Below are 20,751 nucleotides of genomic sequence, written 5' to 3'. Positions count from 1 at the left end.
AACTACTTGCCTCCTTCCACTTCTTCGAGTTCTTCTTCGTTCATCTGCATGCTGTGGATCTGAATAATCTGATCTGCTGCCTCGATTAACGCCTGCCTGTGCGCGATAGCGATGACCGTTCGGCCTTGCCCGCGCAGGGTTTCAATCGCGCGGAGAACAACTTCTTCACTGGCGGCATCGAGGTGCGCGGTTGGCTCATCCAAAATCACGATGGGCGTGGTTGCTACAAGCGCGCGAGTCAGGGCAAAACGTTGTCTTTGCCCAACGGATAGGCCAATCCCTCCCTGGCCAATGGGAGTATCCCACCGAAGAGGAAGCGAATCGAGAACGTCGCTGAAAGCACACAGGGAGGCTGCGGCCTCGAGATCATCATTCGAGGCCGGGGGAAGCTGCTCGCGCAAAGTTCCAGGGATCAAAGTGGGGTGTTGCGGCACCCAGGTGATGGTCTTCCACCATTGCTCACGAGCAAGCTCACGCACATTGATATCTGTGGCTGAGTCCTGGTTGCGCAAGCAAATTTCGCCGTGATCTGGATCGATGAGCTGCATCAACGCATAAATCGTACTGGTCTTTCCTGCGCCCGAAGGCCCGATGAGAACATTGAGCTTACCCGGAAGGACAACGGCATTGGCACAGGCAGGCGCCCACACACCGCGAGCAGCAATCGAAAGATCGCGGATGACGATCTGTGTCCTCGACCAGTCAATTGAGTCGAGAGTAGAGGGAGACAGTGAATCTTCATCAGTGACTGCGGACGTTTCGAGGATGTCAAAGGCTCGCTCGGCTGCTGCGACACCGTTCGCGGATGCATGAAATTGCGCACCAACCTGGCGAAGAGGCTCGAATACCTCTGGGGCTAGCATGATGACCGCGAGGCCAGTGAAGAGATCGACGTTACCGAAAACCATGCGCATACCGACTTCAACGGCGACCAGCGCGACGCATAAGGTGGAGAGGAATTCAAGAACAGCGCCCGAGAGGAAAGCAACGCGCAAAGTCCCCATAGTTGCTCGCGTGTTCGAGGCGGACAGCGCGGCAAGATGCTTTCGAGGGGCACCTTCGCGACCGAGTGCTCGAAGGGTGGGTAATCCGGCAATGAGATCAAGCATCTGCGCACCGAGCTGTTGCATTGATTCAAGCTTTGCTGAGGACGCATCCTGCGTGAAACGGCCGATTAGCGCCATGAAAATAGGAATTAAAGGAACGACGATCGCTGCGATGAATGCCGACCAAAAATCCAGATAGAGAATCGTCGCCAAAGCAAGGGGAGTGACGGTCGCAGTAAGGACAAGCTGGGGTAGGTAGTCGACGAAGTAGGGAGAGAGATCACTTAAGCCGCGCGTAAGAAGTGTCGAGGCCTCGCTGCCGTTTGTTGCTCGCCAGCGCGGACCCAATTGCGCGATGTGGTCGATGACGTGTGCACGTAACTCGCGGATCGTTCGGTCTGCAGCGCGGTGGCCAAGGGCCTCGCGAATCCCGATGACGGCCGCCCGGAGCGCAACGATCACGGCAAGGACGCACAAGGGCATGCGCAGTTGTGCAAGAGTTGCCCCAGAGGTGACCGCGGGGGAGAGAGCTGCAGAAAGCGCAAGAGTCTGTGCGATCACAAGGAGCGCCGTCAAAATGCCAAGGATCGAAATGACGATGATGTGGCGACGGGCGCTTCGTGCGTATTTGAGCAGTCGAGGGTCCAGGGGGCGCATTCCTCTATTTTCTTTCCTTTGAGGGGGAGATGCTCGCTGAAAAAACTGGTGGCCCCGGTTTCCCGAGGCCACCAGCTCTGCGGGGATCAGCCCGCGAGGAAATTCTGATCCAGTCTGATCTTGTCGAAGATCAAACCGGTGTCCGTTGACACGTCCTTTGTTGAAACGCGAGAACGGAACTTCCAGTAGGACCACACAGTGTAGGCGAGAACCACGGGGACGAGGCACAAGGCCACGATCGACATGACGATCAGCGTTCCCTGGGTCGAGGATGCCTGCTCAATGGTCAGTGAGTAAGCGGGGTTGATACTCGACTTCATCACTGCGGGAGCCATCGCGGAGAAGATCCATGCGACAGCGCCTGCCATTGCGATGCAGGAGAAGAGGAATGCCAATCCTTCACGACGCAGAGCCTTCTGGGAGAAGGCTGCCTGGGCGATCAAGCACAGGGCTGCAACGAGCAACGGGAGCCACGCGAAGACATTCGTCGAGTATGCGAATTGTCCCCAGATCACCCAGATTGCTGCCAGAGCAGTGGCCGCGACAGAAGCGGGAGCAGCAAATGTATTTGCTCGCTCGCGCAAGTCGCCCTCGGTCTTGAGCGCGAGGAACTGTGCACCGTGTGCCAAGCACAGGGCAACCAGGACGACTCCGCCAAGGAGCGTGTAGGGGGTGAGAAGAGAGAAGAACCCGCCGGTGAGCTGGTGAACAGCCGTTGCCAAAGATGCGGGAACATCCTCGGGGGCAACCACCGTATTGGTGCCGTGGGTGACAACTTCGATCTTCATTCCCTGCACCAGGTTGGCGAAGGCAACACCGAAGAGGAGCGGAACGAGGAGAGCCGATACAGCGTGGGTGCGATCCCAGATGCTGCGCCACTTCTCGGACTTGATCTTCGAACGCCATTCAACTGCGCACACGCGCACGATCAGGGCGAGGAGGATCAGGAAGAGTGCCAAGTACATTCCGGAGAACATCGTGGCGTACCACTCGGGGAATGCTGCGAAGGTCGCTCCACCGGCGGTGAGAAGCCACACTTCATTGCCATCCCAGTGGGGGCCGATGGTGCGCAGCGCCTGAGTGCGCTCGCGATCGTCGCGGGCGAGGAATCCTTGGAGCATTCCAACGCCATAGTCGAAGCCCTCGAGAACCAGGTACATGGTCCACAGGACGGCGATGAGGATAAACCACAAAATACTTAGTGTCATGGGTCTTCCTTTCCTCAGTACCCGAAGGAGAGTGCGCCAGCGGTCGCTTCCTCATCGGATGCGTCCTTGGAGCGGGAGTGGAGGCCTTCGGCGGCGTAGCGCTTCATGAGGATGAACCAAATGACGCCGAGGACTGCGTAAACGATCGTGAAGATAACCATCGAGAAGAGAACCTGCCAAGCAGGGACAGCGCTGGAGATACCAGCGGAAGTCATCATCATGACCGAGCCGATGGGATCGCCGCTTTCAAGTCCTGCGAGGTTAGGAACAACAACCCAAGGCTGACGTCCCATTTCAGTGAAGATCCAACCGAAGGACGCAGCTAGGAAGGGCATCGGGATGGAGACAAGCGCGAAAGTTCCCAACGCCTTCGATGCAGAAACCTGTCCCTTGCGCGTTGCCCACAGGCCCCACAGCGCCAAGAGAGCAGAGAAGGCACCCAGGCCGATCATGATTCGGAAGGACCAGAAGGTCACCATCTGCGGGGGACGGAAATCATATTGGGATGCATCGCCATAGGTCTTGACGAAGTCTGCATTCGAGTTCAGGAGTTCGACCATGCGCTTTTGCTCGTCGGCAACGCCCTTGACGTTGGCCGAGAAAGAATTGTGCGACATGAAGGCGGCAACGCCGGGAACTTCGATGAACTTGGTGGGCTGAGCACCATCCTCACCCAGCGGGCATTCGCCGAACTGTGCAACGGTGAATGCTGCGCCCTGAGTATCGACACAGACACCTTCTGCAGCTGCCATCTTCATGGGCTGAATCTCGACCAGCTCCTGGCCTTGGAAGTGGCCGGTTGCTGCAGTTCCGATTCCACCGATCAGGATGACGGCGAGGCCGAAGCGCGCGATCGGGCGCCACATGCGTGCGGCTTCCTTTGCGCCTTCTTCACCGCCGAGGCGCTTTGCGCGAGTCATCCACCACACGGAAAGACCTGCAACGAAGGTACCGGCAACGAGCCATGCGGAGGTAATGACGTGGGTGTATTCCCACACAAGAACCGGGTTGGCAACGACCTTGAGGAAGCCTGCGGCTCCATCCAGTTCTGCGCGACCGGTTTCGGGGTTGAATCGTGCGCCTACGGGGTGTTGCATCCAGGAGTTTGCTCCGAGGATCCACAGGGCGGAGATCATGGTTCCGATCGATGCCAACCAAATGCAGGCAAGGTGCCAGCCCTTGGAGAGGCGTCCCCAACCGAAGATCCACAATCCCAGGAAGGTTGATTCAAGGAAGAAGGCCAAAAGGGCCTCGACAGCGAGCGGAGCACCGAAGATGTCGCCAACGTAGCGGGAATACTCCGACCAGTTCATGCCGAATTGGAATTCCTGCACGATACCGGTGGCAACACCGAGGGCGAAGTTGATCAAGAGCAACTTGCCGAAGAAACGGGTTGCCTGAAGCCATTCCTCTTTACCTGTCTTGTGCCACACGGTCTGCATAATTGCGACCAGGAGCGACAGACCGATGGTGAGAGGAACCAAGACGAAGTGGTAAACGGTCAGGATACCGAATTGCCATCGTCCCAGTGTCAGCGCATCGAGTGCAGCTGGAGCAAAGGTCATGGTCATAGTCCTGTCTCAGGGAAATTGTGTTCAGGGTGTGTCATAAGTTCGTCACAGATGTGGCAAAACTTTAACGACGTTGTGTCAACAAATATAGAACGCAACCGTCTAAAATGCTGCTTTTCTGAATAATCAGGGCACTGTGTCGTTTTCTTCAGCGGCTCCGTGGGTGACGCATTGAGCTCGGCGCGAACCGCCGAATGGCAGCTCAAGCATGCCTGCGCACCCTATGAGACAATAGGGGAGACGAAATGGTTGGAGCGCACTCTCTGACCATCACAGCGCATGTTTCTATGAGAACGCGCATGCCTGTGGTCGCCTCATGCGACTTCGAAGAGACTTCCGCTTAAACGCGTGTAAATACAGACCCAGCAGTGCGAGCTCGGTCAACATACTGACATTGTGAAAGAAGAGGCCATGCCTGAAACGCCAGCAGCAACCCTGCTTTTCCAGGCTCCGACATTCCAGGAACCGACTTTTTCCGCACCGCCAAGTGTGCCCCAGCAAGAAAGTGAAGAAAAATCTCAGCGTCGTTCGCGCACCCGCGTCGCGCGAAGCGAAGAAAGCACTGAGGAAGCGACGCCGAAGAAGCGTACGCGTACGCGCAAGAAGGTAGCTGAGGAAGAAGCTTCCGCCGAACCCGCGCAGACGAAGCGTCGTCGTACCAAGCGCAAGGAAACAGAAGAAGAAGCTCCGGCCTCGGAAAAAGAAGCGGTAACGCAGGACGCTCAATCTTCGGAAAGCGAAGAAAATGCAGAAGGCGGCGAAGAAACAAGCCGTCGTCGCCGTCGTCGCCGCGTACGCGCATCCGAAGCTCAAGACGTTAACGATGAAGTTCAAGCCCTTAAGGGCTCGACGCGTCTGGAAGCAAAGAAGCAGCGCCGTAAAGAAGGGCGCCGCGAAGGGCGTCGTCATCATCGCATCACCGAGTCTGAGTTTTTGGCTCGACGCGAGTCCGTGAACCGGAAGATGGTCATTCGTGACCAAGGTGGACTCGATCAGATCGCAATCATCGAAGACGACCTCTTGGTTGAGCACTATGTTGCGCGCCGTACCCAAAAGACTGCTGTCGGCAATATCTATATGGGACGCGTTCAAAACGTTCTTCCCTCAATGGAAGCTGCCTTCGTTGACATTGGCAAGGGGCGCAATGCGGTCCTGTATGCAGGCGAAGTCAATTGGGATGCTGTTGGCTTGGAAGGAAAGCCTCGCCGCATTGAATCTGCTCTTAAACCAGGCGATCCTGTCCTTGTTCAGGTGACGAAGGATCCCATCGGGCACAAGGGCGCGCGTCTGACCAGTCAGATCACCTTGGCGGGGCGCTACCTGGTTTTGATCCCCGGTGGTTCCATGATGGGTATTTCCCGCAAGCTCCCGGAACGCGAGCGTATTCGCTTGAAGAAGATCCTCAAGCAGGTCGTCCCTGACTCTGCGGGCGTGATTGTGCGAACGGCTGCCGAAGGTGCAAGTGAAGAACAGATCCGCGATGACGTTCGTCGTCTGAGCAAGCAGTGGGACGATATTGAGTCCAAGCTTTCCTCGACGAAGAACGCGCCGGTCCTTCTGCGCGGCGAACCGGAGCTTGCTGTCCGCGTTGTTCGTGACATCTTCAATGAGGACTTCTCCGAACTCATTATTGAAGGTCATGAGACCTATGAGACGGTGAAATCTTACGTTGATGAGCTTTCGCCCGAGCTTTCTGACCGAGTTCACAAGTGGGTCGGAACCGAGGACGCTTTCCATGCCTACCGCGTGGATGAGCAACTTGCCAAGGGAATGGATCGCAAGGTGTGGCTGCCCAGTGGCGGTACCTTGATCATTGACCGAACCGAGGCAATGACGGTTATCGATGTCAATACCGGTAAGTTCATCGGTGCTGGCGGAACTTTGGAAGAAACCGTTACGCGCAACAATCTCGAGGCCGCAGAAGAGATCGTCCGTCAGCTGCGGCTGCGCGATATCGGTGGCATCGTCATCATCGACTTCGTTGATATGGTCTTGGAATCTAACCGAGATTTGGTTCTGCGTCGCTTGGTTGAATGCTTGGGACGTGATCGAACTCGTCACCAGGTCACCGAGATTACTTCTCTTGGTTTGGTGCAGATGACGCGTAAGCGTGTGGGGGAGGGGCTCGTTGAGGCCTTCTCGACCACCTGCGAGGCGTGTGAAGGTCGCGGTTTCATTGTTCACCAGCACCCCGTTGAAATCCAAGGTGCCGTTGAGGAGGCGCCGAAGCGCTCGAAGAAGGCGCAAGCCCGCGCCCGGGTCGAGGAATCTCCCGAACATGAACGCGCTCGAGAAGCGCTCACTGCGATCGCTGCGGCGACTGTGCGCGATGATTCCTCATCCCACCAGGAATCAGGTGCTCACAGCGAACAACCTTTGGCAAAGGACTCTGATTCCGGCGCTCACGAGGCTGAAGTATCCACGCCGAAGGCGGACTCTTCAGCGGATGAGCAGTCTGGGGTAAACGCCGCGTCGGTAAAGCGCCCACGCCGCTCTCGCCGGGCAACGCGTCCTCAAACGGAAGAAAGTGCCGAGGTCTCTACGCCTGAAGAAAAGCCTGAGGTGGCACCTGTAGCGCAGAATACTCCCGACCAGTTCGCAAGCGACTCCGAGCGCACGGAAGAAAGCGGAAGTGTGCAGCCGCCGACTGCCTCGTCGCGGACTAGGGAAAAACCAGCACGTCCGGGGCGAAGCCGCAGGCGTCGTGCAGTGATCGAGGCAAGTGAACCAGTCACGGTTCATCTTGATCTTCCTGAGCCGGCTGCCCCTGTTGCTGCAGTCCACAGTGTCCAAGACATTGTGATCGATGTACCTGCACGCTCCGAAGACAGCGCCCCCATCAAGCGCTATCGGCGGCGTCGGGTCGCTGTCAGTGCACCCGCTGCGCCGGGCGAAGAACAGTAACAGTGCCCAAGCACACACCCAAATTCTGAAAGTTTTCGCTCTAGCGGTTTGCTTGAGAGTCGATTTTCAGCTAAATTTGATCGTCGGCGCAACGAGCGCCAACGGGCTTAGTGTTTCTTGAAGAGGAACGTTGTTCGAACGTGGAAGCCAAGTCCGTCCAAGTTTTCGAGAAGAGATGAGCTTCAACGTGGTCTACGCGATCGTCAAGGCCGGCGGCCGGCAGGAAAAGGTGTCCGTCGGTGACGTCGTCGTCGTCGACAAGCTGGCAGATGAAATTGGTGCCAGCATCGAACTCCAGCCTTTGATGCTGGTCGATGGCGATGCAATCACCGTCGAGCCCAGCGCACTGGAGAAGGTCACGGTCAAGGCAGAGGTTGTTGACTCTGCTAAGGGCCCGAAGATCTCCATTATTAAGTACAAGAACAAGACCGGTTACCGTAAGCGTCAGGGCCACCGCCAGAAGCTCTCGGTTATTAAGATCACTGAGATCGCCTGAACCGTTCGATATAGAAAGTAGACGTCGAGATGGCACATAAGAAGGGCCTTGGCTCCTCCCGCAACGGCCGCGACTCGAACGCCCAGCGACTGGGCGTCAAGCGTTACGGCGGCCAGCTGGTCAACGCCGGCGAAATCATCGTTCGTCAGCGCGGCACCCACTTCCACCCCGGTGAGGGCGTTGGTCGTGGCAAGGACGACACCCTCTTCGCGCTGCGCGCGGGTGCGGTTGAGTTCGCAACCCGTCGTGACCGTAGGGTTGTCAACATCGTTGAGCCGGTCTCTGCCTGAGACCGACCGCTGATTGGGGGCGTCCGGCACAAGGCCGGATGCCCCTTTTCACTATCCTGATTCGCGCTGGTGCGCACTGGTCAAGACGGGGGACACCACAGTGGCAAGCTTTGTCGATCGAGTAACGATTTTCGCCCAAGGAGGCAACGGCGGCCACGGTGTCGCCTCGGTTAAGCGCGAGAAATTTAAGCCACTGGGCGGGCCTGATGGCGGTAACGGCGGTAACGGCGGTTCCGTGATCCTCGAAGTAGACCCACAGGTGACCACTCTTCTGACCTATCACCGTAATCCCCACCAGAGAGCGGAAAACGGCACTCAAGGCATGGGAGACTTCCGCCAAGGAAGGAACGGCGCGGACACAATCCTCCCGGTTCCAGACGGCACTGTCGTCAAGTCAAAGCGCGGTGAGCTGCTTGCTGACCTCACCGGCGCTGGAAGTCGATTCGTTATTGCCGAAGGAGGCCGAGGAGGCCTAGGCAACGCGGCGCTCGCCTCGAAAAAGCGTAAGGCTCCGGGTTTTGCTCTCCTTGGAGAGCCCGGGGAAGAACACAATGTTGTTCTTGAACTCAAGTCTGTTGCCGATGTCGCCCTCGTCGGCTACCCCTCGGCTGGTAAATCCTCACTGATTGCGGCGATGTCTGCCGCGCGCCCCAAGATTGCCGACTATCCTTTCACGACGCTTGTGCCCAATCTTGGGGTTGTCCAAGCAGGGGATTCTCGCTACACCGTTGCCGATGTTCCAGGACTCATTCCCGGGGCTTCCAGCGGTAAGGGGCTGGGATTGGACTTCTTGCGTCATATCGAACGCTGCGCTGTCATTGTGCACATTCTCGATACCGCAACTTTCGAAGTCGATCGTGATCCCGTTTCTGACCTTCGAACAATCGAAGCCGAATTGGCCGCATATGAGGGCGATCTGGGCGAAATTGAAGGCTATGTTCCCCTCATGCAGCGCCCCCGCGTCATTGTCCTCAACAAGATCGATATTCCCGATGGTCGCGATCTTGTCGATATCGTTCGCCCGGATCTCGAGGTCTTCGGCTGGCCGATTTTCGCAGTTTCTGCAGTGACCCACGAGGGCCTCAAAGAGCTTTCTTTTGCGCTCGCATCCCTTGTTGACGAGCACCGCTCCAAGCTACCCCAGATTGAATCCGCACGTCAGGTTCTGCGGCCTCGTCCGGTGGGAAGCAAGGACGAAATCACGGTGCGCGCGGTCGAACATGCCGGTGAGCTCGTCTACCAGATTCGTGGAACCAAGCCTGAACGCTGGGTGTTGCAAACCGACTTCTCCAACGACGAGGCCGTGGGCTACCTTGCCGATCGCCTCGCGGGAGCAGGGGTCGAAGATCAGCTGATGAAGGCGGGTGCTCACGCCGGCGATACCGTCGTCATCGGTCGCCTCGACGGGGGAGTGATCTTTGATTGGGAACCCACGCTGACGACCGGACCGGAACTACTCGGACAGCGAGGCACTGATCTCAGGCTTGATCGCAACGAGCGCCGGACAACGGCTCAGCGTCGTGAGCGTTATCGCGAAATGATGGACGCGAAGTCTGCGGCACGAGAAGAACTGTGGACCGAGCGTTCGACCGGCGTATGGACTGATCCGGAGGATGAGCGCTAAATGACTCCAAGGCACATCGCGGTGCAGCAGGCGCGCCGAATTGTTGTCAAAATCGGTTCTTCTTCACTCACCCGTGAAGATGGCGGACTTGACCTCAATCGAATCGATTCTGTCGCCAGACTCGTTTCTGCCAAAGCGCGGCGAGGCTGCGAGATCCTGATCGTCTCTTCGGGCGCCGTTGCAGCGGGCCTTGAGCCTCTTGGACTCTCCTCGCGTCCTAAGGATTTAGCAAGCGTCCAGGCAGCCGCGGCAATGGGCCAGGGTTATCTCATGGCGCGTTGGTCATCCGCTTTCCAAGCTCACCACCTCCACGTCGCGCAGATTTTGCTCACCGCAGCCGACGTCATGCAGCGCGAGCACTATACGAATGCAATGTCTGCGCTCGATAAACTCCTTGCTTTTGGGGTCGTGCCGATCATCAATGAAAATGACGCGGTGACGACTCGGGAAGTGCGTTTTGGTGATAATGATCGGCTTGCGGCATACGTTGCACAGATGGTTGGCGCGGATGTCTTGGTCTTGCTGACAGACGTTGATGGACTGTATACGGCGCCTCCCTCGCAGCCCGGGGCTCGTTTGATCACCGAGGTTTATGCAACCGATGAACTTGGTGGAATCGACGTGCGCGGAGCTGGTTCCAGCGTGGGGACAGGCGGAATGGCAACAAAGCTCCATGCAGCCTCCATGGCCCAGCACGGGGGAATCGGCGTGATCCTCACCAGCGCAGATCGTTTGAACGAGGTTCTTGACGGACAACCGGTCGGAACGTGGTTTGAACCCACGAGAAACCGACCGGCCTCGCGAACCTTATGGATCGCCCACGTTGCTCCCTCAGCGGGACAGATACTCATCGATGCCGGCGCACGCCGCGCGATTACTCGGGGAAAGAAGTCTCTTCTTCCTGCGGGTATTACTGACGTCCTCGGGGTCTTTTCGGCGGGAGAAGTCATCGATATTGTGGATGACAGTGGATTGATTGCTCGAGGGATCTCCCGCTACGACTCAGATAGCTTGGCCAAGCTCATGGGCCATAAGCAGGAAGACAAACAGAAGGAACATATGCGTCCGGCTGTTCACCGCGACGATCTTGCCGTTCTTGTTCAGGAGTAAACGTGAGTAACGAACTGGATATTTTTGAGCTGACCGACCATGCGCGCCGCGCTCAGCGTAAACTTGCCACTTCTTCGAGTGCGCAGCGTAACGCTCTATTGCGTGCCATATCTGCCGCTCTGATCGCTGACTCGGAAGAGATTCTTGAATCGAATGCACGCGATTGTGAGCGCGCACTCGACAAGGGGATGGCTGCTGGCCTCGTCGATCGTCTGCGTCTTGATGACTGCCGCGTGCGCTCTATCGCGCAGTCCGTTCTCGACGTGGTTGGCCTTGAAGATCCGGTTGGGACAATCATTCGTGGGGGCTGCACCGAGGATGGTTTGCGTGTTTCCCAGATCCGCGTTCCGATGGGCGTTGTCGGTATGATCTACGAGGCGCGTCCCAACGTGACTGTTGATGCTTCTATCCTTGCTCTTAAATCGGGTAATGCCGTGATTCTTCGCGGTGGAAGCGCCGCTCTTTCGACAAATGAGACTCTTGTCAAGGTTATTCGTCGCGCGATTGAATCGTGTGGATTCTCGGCAGACTTGGTCCAGACTGTTGATTCTTGGGGACGTGAGGGTGCACGTGCGATGATGCGCGCACGCGGTGGCATCGACGTTCTTATTCCCCGAGGCGGCGCGGGCCTGATCCGCGCTGTCGTCGAAGAATCCACCGTCCCGGTTATTGAAACGGGAACTGGAAACTGCCACGTCTATGTTGATAGCGGTGCTGATGTTCAAGCTGCGCTGGCCATCATCATGAACGCGAAGACCCAAAGGGTCGGCGTCTGTAACGCTGCAGAAACCCTTCTGGTTCACCGTGATATGGTCGCTTCTTTCCTCCCCCTTGCTCTTGAACAACTCACTGCCGCGGGAGTGACGATTCACGCCGATGAAGCGACCCGTGAGTGCGCTGCTGTGGGCGATTTAGTCAGTTCACAGTTGATCTGCGCGGCAACGGAAGAAGACTGGGCAACAGAGTACCTCTCGATGGACTTGGCCGTGCGCGTTGTTGACTCAATCGAAGAAGCAGTTGAGCATATCCGCACATACTCTTCTGGTCATACCGAGGCGATCTGCACTCCCTCTCTGAAGGCAGCACACTTCTTCCGCTCCAACATTGATAGCGCGGCTGTCGCGATCAACGCCTCGACACGTTTCACCGATGGCGGCCAGCTGGGCTTGGGTGCCGAGATTGGCATCTCGACCCAAAAGCTTCACGCGCGAGGCCCAATGGGATTGGCTGAACTGACAACCAGCCAGTGGATTATTGAAGGCGACGGCGCGGTACGAAAGTAAGGGAGGGGAGTATGCCTACTCTGGACGCGGCCTCGGGAAAAATCCGACGCTCAATCGGGATCATGGGCGGCACCTTTGACCCCATCCACCACGGGCACCTCGTAGCTGCATCCGAGGTTATGGATGTCTTCCAACTCGATGAGGTTATTTTCGTTCCCACCGCAATGCAGCCCTTCAAAGCGGGTAGGAGGGTTACTCCCGCGGAACATCGCTATTTGATGACGGTGATTGCAACTGCATCGAACCCGCGTTTCTCGGTCTCCCGGGTCGATATCGACCGCGGTGGAACGACCTACACGATCGATACTCTGCGTGATCTCAAAGGCATCTATCCGGATGCAGATTTCTACTTCATTACGGGAGCCGATGCTCTGACGCAGATCGTTCAGTGGAAAGACGTTGATTCCCTCTTCGAAATGGCCCATTTCATTGGGGTGACGCGGCCCGGGCACGTCCTTGATGCGAAGAAACTCCCCGCATCCTCCGTATCTTTGCTGGAAGTTCCGGCAATGGCGATCTCCTCGACAGACTGTAGAAGGCGCGTCGAGCGGAATAAACCGGTGTGGTACCTCGTACCCGATGGCGTCGTTCAATACATCAATAAGTACCGTCTGTATCGCGCCGAGCACTAAAGTGTGATGCGCCAGCCCCGCCGGCACTCTCGGTGGCTCGCGGGACCAGATAATGGCAGACTGAAAGAAACGAAAGGATAACTGTGGACGTTCAAAGCGACGATCTCATCACAAGTGCGCTTCGAGGCGCTGCCAATAAGCTTGCCCAGGATCCTGTGTTGATTGATGTCTCTCAGCGTCTCGGGATCGCAGAGTCGTTCTTGGTGGTCTCTGCTCCTTCATCGCGTCAAGTTCGCGCGATTGCTGAAGAAATCATGGATGAGATCGGGCGCGACTGGCACGTCGTTCCCAAACGTATTGAAGGACGCAGCGAGGGAACGTGGGTTCTGGCCGATTATGGCGATGTTGTGATCCACGTGATGAGCCAAGAAGATCGGGAGTTCTACGCCCTTGAGAGGCTGTGGGCGGATCAAACCATCACTCGTCTTGAACTTCCCGATGTGGCTCCCGGGGCAGTGCGGCCGCTCATGACTCCCGCACAAGTGATTGAGGGGATTGAAGAGTGAGCACCAAGGAAACTGAAGTTTCTGCCGAGGCCGTGGCCGGCTATTCGCACATCACTGGTGCCCGTCGGATCGTCTTCCTTCGTCACGGACAAACCGATTACAACGTCGAGCACCGATTTCAGGGGATCATTGATATCCCGCTCAATAGTGTTGGGCATGAGCAGGCGCTCGAAGGTGGGCGAGTTTTGGCAAAGCGCCTCGCTGGAGGCGGTCGTATCGGTGGTTTGAACGCCGATTATGTGTCGGCCTCGGAAGTAAGGATTGTGTCCTCTCCCTTGGAACGCGCGTTGAATACCGCTCAAGCCTTGGCACGCGAACTTGATGCTCTCGGTGTTGAGGTGGGGGAGATCGCGATCGATAAGCGGCTTCTTGAGCGCTCCTACGGTGTTTTCGAAGGACTAGATTTCGACCAGATTGCAGAGCAATACCCGCAGTGGCTGCTTGAATGGCGCCAGACGGGGGAGAGCGCGGGCGCTGGGGTTGAACCCGGCGGCGTCGTGGGAGATCGCGTTCGTGAGGCCGTGCTTGAACACGCTGAGTCTGTTCCTCAAGGCGGTACTTTGGTTGCGGTTTCTCACGGTGCGGCTATTGCCCGTGGTGTGATGTCCACGATCGGTTTGGATCCTCGAGACTTCGACTGTATTCGCGGTGTCGATAATGTGCACTGGTCTGAACTTGTCCTTGCTGGAGGAGGCGGTTCGGGGGCATCGGGTGCTGCACGTTGGCGCCTGGCATCGCACAACGTCGGGGCTGCCCCGGAGGTCTTTGGAGCTTAACTGAACGGGACAAATGTGTCAGCTCGCACAGCTTCTTAATTTTGCCTCAAGCGACTTCGTCCGCTATTCTTAACAGGTCCGAGCGAGAGATCGCAACGACCTTGGGGCTATGGCGCAGTTGGTAGCGCGCTTCCATGGCATGGAAGAGGTCAGGGGTTCGAATCCCCTTAGCTCCACAATCTCCGCCACAATCCTGAGGATCTCAGTGATTGTGGCGCTTTTCTTTTGTTGCCGCAATGTGCGTGTGAATACGCGCGTGAATATACGCGTCCTGAATGAATCCAGAGTTCTTCGGAAAAGGGCATCAGAAAATCTGCTTCCCGTATGAAAACGTATGCAGATTACGATTTGGTGAAGCTTTGGGGGACAAGTCCCTATTTGTTGACGAAATTGCCGCAAATGCTCTACTATCTCCGGTGTGGAAACGTATCCACAACTCCGAACTGTGCATAGACAACAATTGCAACGGAAGGCTCAATGATGCGCGCACGCTACGCTGCTCTCCCCGCCGCACTCCTGGCACTCTCTCTCGCCGCCTGCTCTGCCCCCGAAGGCCAGAGCACCCAGGGAGGCTCCGCCTCGGCAGATACCCTGAACATTGCCTGCTCCCAGCAGGAAGATTTCTGCCAGGCGATCGTCGCCGCCTACACCAGGGAAACCGGTCAGAAGGCCACCTACGTTCGCCTGGGTGCCGGCGAAGTCCTCGCCCGCCTCGAAACCAACCCCGGTGAATTCGACGTCTGGTCCGGCGGCCAGGCCGAAAACCACCTCGTCGCCAACGACAAGGGCAAGATCGAAAAGTACGTCTCAAAGAACGCCTCTGCACTGCCCTCGCAGTACAACAACGCCGAAGGCATCTGGTCCGGCTTCTATACCGACTCCATTGCGTTCTGCTCCAACAAGAAGGAACTCGAACGCATCGGCGCACAGGCTCCCACCTCCTGGCAGGACCTGCTCAAGCCCGAATTCAAGGGGCGCATTGCCATGCCGCACCCTGCCACCGCAGGCGTTGGCTACATGGCCATGTACACTGTCGCCACCCTGAATAACGGCGACCAGGAGAAGACCGTTTCCTACTTCAAGGAACTGGTTCCCAACATCATGCAGTTCTCCAAGTCCGCAGCAACCGGTACCGAACAGGCCGGACGCGGTGAGGTGGCCGTTGCCATCGCCCTCGACTCCGACTGCGAAAAGGCCAACAAGGCCGGATATTCCGACCTGGTCACCACCTACCCCTCGGAAGGCACCGGCTACGAAGTGGGCGCAGTCTCCGTCCTCGCGGGTGCACGCAACCCCGAAGGCGCCAAGGCCTACATGGACTGGTTGCTGACCACCAAGGCTCAGGATCTCTACGCGGACGTCCCCTCCTTCGCAGCACCCACCCTGCCCGACGCCAAGGTCGGTCCGAACGTCCCCAAGCAGGACGTCGTGAAGCACGTGGACTGGGATGTACGCAAGGCAGCTGACTCTCGCGCCAACTACATCGGCATCTTCGAAAGCCAGATCGCCGGAGCAAGCTCCGCCAAGTGAGACCACAGGGTGCGCGAGAACCCACTGAGGAACTCGCGCACCCTGTGTGCGTCTCTCCTGCCGTTTTCATTGGAGACAAGCTATGAGCATTCCACAGCTGCGTAAAGGTCGGCAGCTCGACATCCCCGTCGCCCTCATCACCACGGTGACCGTTATCGGGCTGATTCTCCTCCTGGGAATCCCCGTTGCCAAACTCATCGGTATCGGCGTGTCCGCACGCGGGCTGGCAGCTATCACCCAATCCTTCGGCGCCAACGTCGACACTCTGGTGAACACCCTGGTGCTGGGACTGTGCGTCGGAATTGTCGGAACCTTCATCGGATTCGTCACCGCATTCGCCCAAGTGTTCCTCACCTTCCCCGGGAAGAAGCTCCTGCACTGGGTGACCCTCCTGCCCACGATTTCCCCGCCCTTTGCGACGGCCACCGCCATCATCACCCTGTTCGGTAAGCGCGGCATCATCACCTACGGAATCTTCGGCATCGAGAACAACATCTACGGCCTGGTGGGTCTGGTCATCGTGCTCTCCCTGACCTTCGCGCCCGTGGCCTACCTTAATATCCGCGGCATGATGGAAAACTTCGACAACTCCCTGTTCGAAGCATCCGCCACCCTCGGAGCGAAGCCGCTGAGTACGCTGGTGAAAGTCACCATCCCCATGGTGGTTCCCGCAATGCTGGCCTCCTTCCTTGTGCTTTTCGTTGAAGGCATCGCTGACCTGGCGAACCCCCTGGTACTGGGCGGTGACTTCCGAGTGCTGGCCAGTCAGATTTACTTTGCCGTCGCAGGAAGCGGTGACATCGCAAGTGCCGCAGGAGTTGCCCTGGTGCTGCTCCTGCCCGCACTCACGGTGTTCGCCGTTCAGAAATACTGGTCGAACCGTAAGTCTGTGATCACCGTGACCGGTAAGCCCGTGGGCTCCCTCAAAGAGGTCACTGCGTCCAGCGTCAAGATCCCCATGCTCATCCCCGTCTACGGGTGGATCGTCTTCGTCATCGTCGTCTACACGACGCTCTTCGTGGGAAGCTTCGTCAAGATCCTCGGCGTTGACAACACCTTCACGATGGAACACTTCTGGTACGTCCAGCGCCTGGGATCCTCCGCAATTGTCACAACGCTGTCGATGACCCTGGTCGCCGCTCCGATCGCAGCCGTCATGGCGCTGATTATTGCGTGGTTGGTCGTCCGCAAGTTCCCGAAGATCGGTAAAATCTTGGATTTCTGGGGCATGCTCGGTATAGCAATCCCCGGCACCGTCCTCGGTCTGGGATTCGCCCTGGCCTACTCCAACCCCACGTGGCTGTTCGGCAAACAGATTCTGCCCACTCTGGCAGGTGGCTTGGCCGTCGGAAGCGGTGCCATCGCCATCATCCTGGTCTACATTGCGCGCGCCATCCCCACCGGCCAGCAGGCCTGTATTTCCGCGCTCAAACAGATCAACCCGCAGGTGGAAGAAGCCGCACGATCCCTGGGAGCCAGCCAGGTGTCCACCCTGGTGAAAGTGACACTTCCGCTGGTGCGTTCCGGCATCGTCACCGCCGTCACCTACGGCATCACCAAGTCCATGACCATGATCACCGCGATCATCTTCATTACGACGCCTCAAACCAAGGTGATGACCTCCCAGATCTTGGACGAGGTTGATGCCGGGCGTTTCGGCCACGCCTTCGCCTACTGCACCCTCCTCATCGGCCTCGTGCTCATCATCTTGATGATCGCCAACCTTCTTGTTAACCGACTGAATCGCTCCACCAGGACGGTAGTGAAATGACGACTGAACACCACACGCAGGCAGGCGCACTCCAGCTGCGCTCTGTCACCAAAATCTACGATGCCAAGCAGGGGCAGCACCGAGCTGTTGACAGCATCAACCTCGACATTGAGGCCGGAAAATTCGTGACCTTCCTGGGACCGTCCGGCTGTGGGAAGACCACGACCCTACGTATGATCGCCGGATTTGAGGACGTCACAGAAGGCGAAATCACCCTGGACGGCCAGTCCCTGGTGTCTGTCCCGCCCGAAAAGCGCCCCATGTCAATGGTGTTCCAGTCCTACGCGCTCTTCCCACACCTGACGGTGAAAGACAACGTGGGATTCGGTCTGAACTACCAGAAGCTCCCCGCCGCAGAACGTGAGCGGCGGATCGCTGACGGTCTGGCGCTCATGGGGATCGAACAGTACGCTCACCGCTACCCGCATCAGCTGTCCGGAGGCCAGCAGCAGCGCGTTGCCCTGGCGCGAGCACTCGTCATGGAACCGAAGATCATCCTCTTCGACGAACCCCTCTCGAACCTGGATGCGCGCCTGCGTCTGCGCATGCGCAGCGAAATCCGTGCACTCCAACAGCGTCTGGGACTTACCGCGATCTTCGTGACCCACGACCAGTCCGAGGCTCTCACCATGTCCGACATGATCGTGGTGATGAGCGCGGGCACCATCGAGCAGGTCGGGGAGCCGCGTGAAATCTACCATCGCCCGGTGAACCGATTCGTGGCCTCCTTCATGGGAACTGCATCCTTCGTGGCCGGCACGGTTAGTGAGGTACGAGGCGACCGCTACCTGGTGGCCACCCCGCTGGGTGATCTGGACACCGCGGGAGTCCCCGGACTTGGTGTTGGCGATCACGTGGAGTTGGTCGTCCGAGCAGAAAACACCGAGGTCGGCCTGTATGCACCCGGGAACGAGCAGGCAGGGGAGGGCAGAGACGTGGCTCTGGAAGCCACAGTGCGCTCCGCAGCCTTCGACGGCTCGGTCAACACCTACGTCCTGGACACCGCGGCGGGCACCCTCGAAGGCCGTTCTCACGGCATGAATGAACTTCATACTGCCGGAGAGAAGGTCACCTGTGTGATCTCGCGCGAGTCCCTGTGGGTGATTCCCGCGGATTCCTCGGAGAAATAAAGGTCGGAACCATGCGACGCTTTTTTGATCGTGAGGATACGCGGTGGCGCCGAGGAAATGGTGCGCTCCACTTCTACCTCGCGCCCCCCGAGGATTCCCCCCTGTGGGACTTGGTGCGCGAGGCGGAAAAACCCCTGTCAGCGCTCCCACAGATCGGTATCCAACCGCCGGAGTGCATCCACGTGACGGTGCAACGCCTCGATCTGTATCGAGACGAGATCAGTGACGCCCAATGGGAGAAACTGCGCTCGCAGATGGATCGTCGCATGGCGCAGATCGACCCCTTCACGTTGACCTTCGCTCCGCCGGCCGTCCAGGAACGGGCAGTGGAAGTGATTTCCCCAGAGAACCCCTCATTTACGAGGCTGATCGACGCTGTGCGTGACAGCATCGTTGACGCGGGGCTGGGGGAGGCGCTCACGGATCCGCCGTTTGGCCCCCATTTCAGCCTGGCCTATGCGGTTGCGGGGACGAGTAGCGAAGAGGATCGGGCGCTTGCTGATGCTCTTCATGCTCTGAAAACCGACAATTCGATGGAGTGCTCACAGATCGCTCTTGTCGAAGTCGATCAAGACCAAGAGGCCGGTGTTTTTTCCTTCCGTCCTCTATATACTTGGACGGTCGGAACCCCGCGCTGACGTCGGGGAATACCCCACCACTCACTGAAAGACGGATGTTCGAGGATGCCCAGAAAGAAACGAGCCAGCATCATTGATGTGGCTCAAGCAGCGGGAGTGTCGCAGGCGACTGCCAGCCGCGCACTTTCTGGGCATCCCGCCGTCAGTTCCCAAGCGCGCGTCGCTGTGCGCCAAGCTGCCGCCCGCCTCGGATATGTGCGAAACCTCGGTGCTGCTGGGATCGCCAGTTCCAGCACCACCACTGTCGGCCTTTTGGTGCGCAACGTTGGACACAGCTTCTATGGGAAAGTTGCAGAAGAACTCCAAGCGCACACCGACGAACTCGGGTTAGAACTCCTGATTACCGCCGGAGGTGACAGCGAAGAAGGCCAGATGCAGGCCATTAACAACCTCGTGGGACACGGGGTGGGCGTGGTTATCGTTGCTTCTGGTCGAGTATCGAACGAGGCCATGCAGTATGCGGCTTCCTTCGTCCCGCTCATTACTATCGGCTGTGGGGAAACCCGCCCTGAATTTGATTCCGTGCGCATCGATCCCGCGTATGAAGCGATGCTGGCGCAAAAGGTTGTGGCCTGTGGACACCGGAAAGTTGCTGTCACCGCCACCAGCCACCCCCTCGCGGCCACCCTGCATGCCCGTACCGCAACCTTCATTACCCAGCTGGTTGTCGACGGCGTCCAGCCACATATCGTGACGTCTCACAGCGACTACGGTGAGGATCTTTTCGATGGCATTGACCGGGCGATTGATGCCGGGTGTACTGCGGTCATTGCGGGAAGTGATCTGATTGCGGTGAAAATTTTGGAACACTTGGCGTCGCGAGGGATTGCCTGCCCGGAGCAGGTGTCGGTGACGGGCTTTGACGCGACCGGTCCGTATTCTTCACCGCTTTTGAACCTGACGACGGTTGCACAACCGGTGCGTGAATTGGCGAGGCAGACCGTGCTGCTCGCGCAGGAACGCCTAGCCGGTTCCGAGGCGCGCAACGCCTCGATCCTGGTGCCCGGAGAGTTCATCGAAGGAGGAACTCTGGGGAGCCCTCCTGAGGTCAAATAGGGATCTTTTCTCGTGAAAACGGACTGTGGGTGGAGGGGATCTATAGCTTTCTCCTCCACCCACAGACGTCGCTAGCGAACAATCACTCGATCAATATCAGGAGCCCATGGGGTGTTCCCTGAGATGGTCACAGTATTTGTACCGGAGTGGAGTTCGACTGGGATATCAACGGTTCGGACGATTTCCCATCCGCTGGGCTGCCCGTCATTTCCTTTTCCGGAACGTGGAGGTGTCACCACAATATTGCGGTCGTTGACGCGTAGCAGGAAAGAGCGAGGATCTTCAGAGAGGTATCCGACTGACAGTGTGTAAATTCCTGCCGGGTCTACCGAGATATTCGGAAAAGTGATTGCGCCGTTACTTCCCAGATTTCCTACTTTGCGACCGCCTGAACAGCCGGGGCACGGGGAGATCGATGCCTGCCCAGACGTATGAGACAACTCGGCTTCAAATAACGTTCCCGTGTGATCTTCGCAGGGGAGAGGAGTGCGGGAAATATGAATGCTGATACCGCCATGACGAA

18 protein-coding genes and 1 tRNA gene are annotated in these 20,751 nt (G+C 57.9%); 15 read left to right on the top strand and 4 right to left on the bottom strand.

What is annotated here, in order from left to right:
* Positions 1 to 2 precede the first annotated feature (2 nt).
* The 3 genes from cydD to BQ8011_RS07565 all read right to left on the bottom strand — a co-directional run bounded on the left by cydD (position 3) and on the right by BQ8011_RS07565 (position 4,476).
* Positions 3 to 1,703, bottom strand: a complete 1,701-nt coding sequence (gene cydD, locus BQ8011_RS07575) for a thiol reductant ABC exporter subunit CydD (protein ID WP_072456078.1) — start codon at positions 1,701 to 1,703, stop codon at positions 3 to 5.
* An 86-nt stretch (positions 1,704 to 1,789) separates the two neighbouring features.
* Complete coding sequence (gene cydB / locus BQ8011_RS07570) at positions 1,790 to 2,911, bottom strand: cytochrome d ubiquinol oxidase subunit II (protein WP_072456076.1); 1,122 nt, start codon at positions 2,909 to 2,911, stop codon at positions 1,790 to 1,792.
* Between the two features lie 14 nt (positions 2,912 to 2,925).
* On the bottom strand, positions 2,926 to 4,476 hold the full coding sequence (locus BQ8011_RS07565) for a cytochrome ubiquinol oxidase subunit I (protein WP_072457743.1): 1,551 nt from the start codon (positions 4,474 to 4,476) through the stop codon (positions 2,926 to 2,928).
* Between the two features lie 417 nt (positions 4,477 to 4,893).
* Between BQ8011_RS07565 and BQ8011_RS07560 the strand changes: the two genes are divergently transcribed.
* From BQ8011_RS07560 to BQ8011_RS07490, 15 genes are all read left to right on the top strand, one after another.
* The gene (locus BQ8011_RS07560; RefSeq protein ID WP_072456074.1) at positions 4,894 to 7,386 is read left to right on the top strand and encodes an Rne/Rng family ribonuclease; all 2,493 of its coding nucleotides are present in this window, start codon (positions 4,894 to 4,896) and stop codon (positions 7,384 to 7,386) included.
* 175 nt (positions 7,387 to 7,561) lie between these two features.
* The gene (gene rplU, locus BQ8011_RS07555) at positions 7,562 to 7,882 is read left to right on the top strand and encodes a 50S ribosomal protein L21 (RefSeq protein WP_034501582.1); all 321 of its coding nucleotides are present in this window, start codon (positions 7,562 to 7,564) and stop codon (positions 7,880 to 7,882) included.
* A 29-nt stretch (positions 7,883 to 7,911) separates the two neighbouring features.
* A complete protein-coding gene (gene rpmA, locus BQ8011_RS07550) occupies positions 7,912 to 8,172 on the top strand; it encodes a 50S ribosomal protein L27 (protein ID WP_009748005.1) in 261 nt (86 codons plus the stop codon).
* Positions 8,173 to 8,272: 100 nt separating this feature from the next.
* Positions 8,273 to 9,796 carry a GTPase ObgE gene (obgE, locus tag BQ8011_RS07545; RefSeq protein WP_072456072.1) on the top strand — a complete coding sequence of 508 codons (1,524 nt, stop codon included), beginning with the start codon at positions 8,273 to 8,275 and terminating at the stop codon, positions 9,794 to 9,796.
* Complete coding sequence (gene proB, locus BQ8011_RS07540) at positions 9,797 to 10,906, top strand: glutamate 5-kinase (protein ID WP_072456070.1); 1,110 nt, start codon at positions 9,797 to 9,799, stop codon at positions 10,904 to 10,906. It abuts the gene before it with no gap.
* A 2-nt stretch (positions 10,907 to 10,908) separates the two neighbouring features.
* The gene (locus BQ8011_RS07535) at positions 10,909 to 12,189 is read left to right on the top strand and encodes a glutamate-5-semialdehyde dehydrogenase (RefSeq protein ID WP_072456068.1); all 1,281 of its coding nucleotides are present in this window, start codon (positions 10,909 to 10,911) and stop codon (positions 12,187 to 12,189) included.
* A gap of 11 nt (positions 12,190 to 12,200) precedes the next feature.
* Entirely contained in the window at positions 12,201 to 12,821 is a 621-nt protein-coding gene (nadD, locus tag BQ8011_RS07530) for a nicotinate-nucleotide adenylyltransferase (RefSeq protein ID WP_072456066.1), read from the top strand.
* Between the two features lie 83 nt (positions 12,822 to 12,904).
* On the top strand, positions 12,905 to 13,327 hold the full coding sequence (gene rsfS, locus BQ8011_RS07525) for a ribosome silencing factor (protein WP_072456064.1): 423 nt from the start codon (positions 12,905 to 12,907) through the stop codon (positions 13,325 to 13,327).
* A complete protein-coding gene (locus tag BQ8011_RS07520; protein WP_072456062.1) occupies positions 13,324 to 14,103 on the top strand; it encodes a histidine phosphatase family protein in 780 nt (259 codons plus the stop codon). Before rsfS ends, BQ8011_RS07520 begins: the two co-directional genes overlap by 4 nt.
* Positions 14,104 to 14,206: 103 nt before the next feature.
* Positions 14,207 to 14,279, top strand: a tRNA-Ala gene (locus tag BQ8011_RS07515).
* A 301-nt stretch (positions 14,280 to 14,580) separates the two neighbouring features.
* The gene (locus tag BQ8011_RS07510) at positions 14,581 to 15,633 is read left to right on the top strand and encodes an ABC transporter substrate-binding protein (protein ID WP_072456060.1); all 1,053 of its coding nucleotides are present in this window, start codon (positions 14,581 to 14,583) and stop codon (positions 15,631 to 15,633) included.
* A gap of 82 nt (positions 15,634 to 15,715) precedes the next feature.
* Positions 15,716 to 17,404 (top strand): ABC transporter permease, encoded by a 1,689-nt coding sequence (locus tag BQ8011_RS07505; RefSeq protein ID WP_072456058.1) that lies wholly within the window; start codon positions 15,716 to 15,718, stop codon positions 17,402 to 17,404.
* A complete protein-coding gene (locus BQ8011_RS07500) occupies positions 17,401 to 18,534 on the top strand; it encodes an ABC transporter ATP-binding protein (protein ID WP_072456056.1) in 1,134 nt (377 codons plus the stop codon). Before BQ8011_RS07505 ends, BQ8011_RS07500 begins: the two co-directional genes overlap by 4 nt.
* An 11-nt stretch (positions 18,535 to 18,545) precedes the next feature.
* On the top strand, positions 18,546 to 19,172 hold the full coding sequence (locus BQ8011_RS07495) for a 2'-5' RNA ligase family protein (RefSeq protein ID WP_072456054.1): 627 nt from the start codon (positions 18,546 to 18,548) through the stop codon (positions 19,170 to 19,172).
* Positions 19,173 to 19,217: 45 nt separating this feature from the next.
* On the top strand, positions 19,218 to 20,228 hold the full coding sequence (locus BQ8011_RS07490; RefSeq protein WP_072456052.1) for a LacI family DNA-binding transcriptional regulator: 1,011 nt from the start codon (positions 19,218 to 19,220) through the stop codon (positions 20,226 to 20,228).
* 71 nt (positions 20,229 to 20,299) lie between these two features.
* Here BQ8011_RS07490 and BQ8011_RS09030 read toward each other — a convergent pair whose 3' ends face one another.
* Complete coding sequence (locus BQ8011_RS09030) at positions 20,300 to 20,464, bottom strand: carbohydrate-binding protein (RefSeq protein ID WP_157884993.1); 165 nt, start codon at positions 20,462 to 20,464, stop codon at positions 20,300 to 20,302.
* Positions 20,465 to 20,751 lie beyond the last annotated feature (287 nt).

Origin of the sequence: Actinomyces marseillensis (genome assembly GCF_900155605.1) — a bacterium.
GTDB lineage: Bacteria > Actinomycetota > Actinomycetes > Actinomycetales > Actinomycetaceae > Pauljensenia > Pauljensenia marseillensis.
The sequence above is the reverse complement of the archived record's forward strand: the minus strand, read 5'-3'. Positions and strand labels throughout refer to the sequence as shown.

Bases quoted from the DNA above. Each gene is read 5' to 3' on its own strand.
- rpmA (WP_009748005.1), top strand. From the start codon at position 7,912: ATGGCACATAAGAAGGGCCTTGGCTCCTCCCGCAACGGCCGCGACTCG.
- BQ8011_RS07490 (WP_072456052.1), top strand. From the start codon at position 19,218: ATGCCCAGAAAGAAACGAGCCAGCATCATTGATGTGGCTCAAGCAGCG.
- cydD (WP_072456078.1), bottom strand. From the start codon at position 1,703: ATGCGCCCCCTGGACCCTCGACTGCTCAAATACGCACGAAGCGCCCGT.
- BQ8011_RS07500 (WP_072456056.1), top strand. From the start codon at position 17,401: ATGACGACTGAACACCACACGCAGGCAGGCGCACTCCAGCTGCGCTCT.
- cydB (WP_072456076.1), bottom strand. From the start codon at position 2,911: ATGACACTAAGTATTTTGTGGTTTATCCTCATCGCCGTCCTGTGGACC.
- BQ8011_RS07505 (WP_072456058.1), top strand. From the start codon at position 15,716: ATGAGCATTCCACAGCTGCGTAAAGGTCGGCAGCTCGACATCCCCGTC.
- BQ8011_RS07560 (WP_072456074.1), top strand. From the start codon at position 4,894: ATGCCTGAAACGCCAGCAGCAACCCTGCTTTTCCAGGCTCCGACATTC.
- BQ8011_RS07495 (WP_072456054.1), top strand. From the start codon at position 18,546: ATGCGACGCTTTTTTGATCGTGAGGATACGCGGTGGCGCCGAGGAAAT.
- BQ8011_RS07565 (WP_072457743.1), bottom strand. From the start codon at position 4,476: ATGACCTTTGCTCCAGCTGCACTCGATGCGCTGACACTGGGACGATGG.
- nadD (WP_072456066.1), top strand. From the start codon at position 12,201: ATGCCTACTCTGGACGCGGCCTCGGGAAAAATCCGACGCTCAATCGGG.
- proB (WP_072456070.1), top strand. From the start codon at position 9,797: ATGACTCCAAGGCACATCGCGGTGCAGCAGGCGCGCCGAATTGTTGTC.
- rplU (WP_034501582.1), top strand. From the start codon at position 7,562: ATGAGCTTCAACGTGGTCTACGCGATCGTCAAGGCCGGCGGCCGGCAG.
- BQ8011_RS07510 (WP_072456060.1), top strand. From the start codon at position 14,581: ATGATGCGCGCACGCTACGCTGCTCTCCCCGCCGCACTCCTGGCACTC.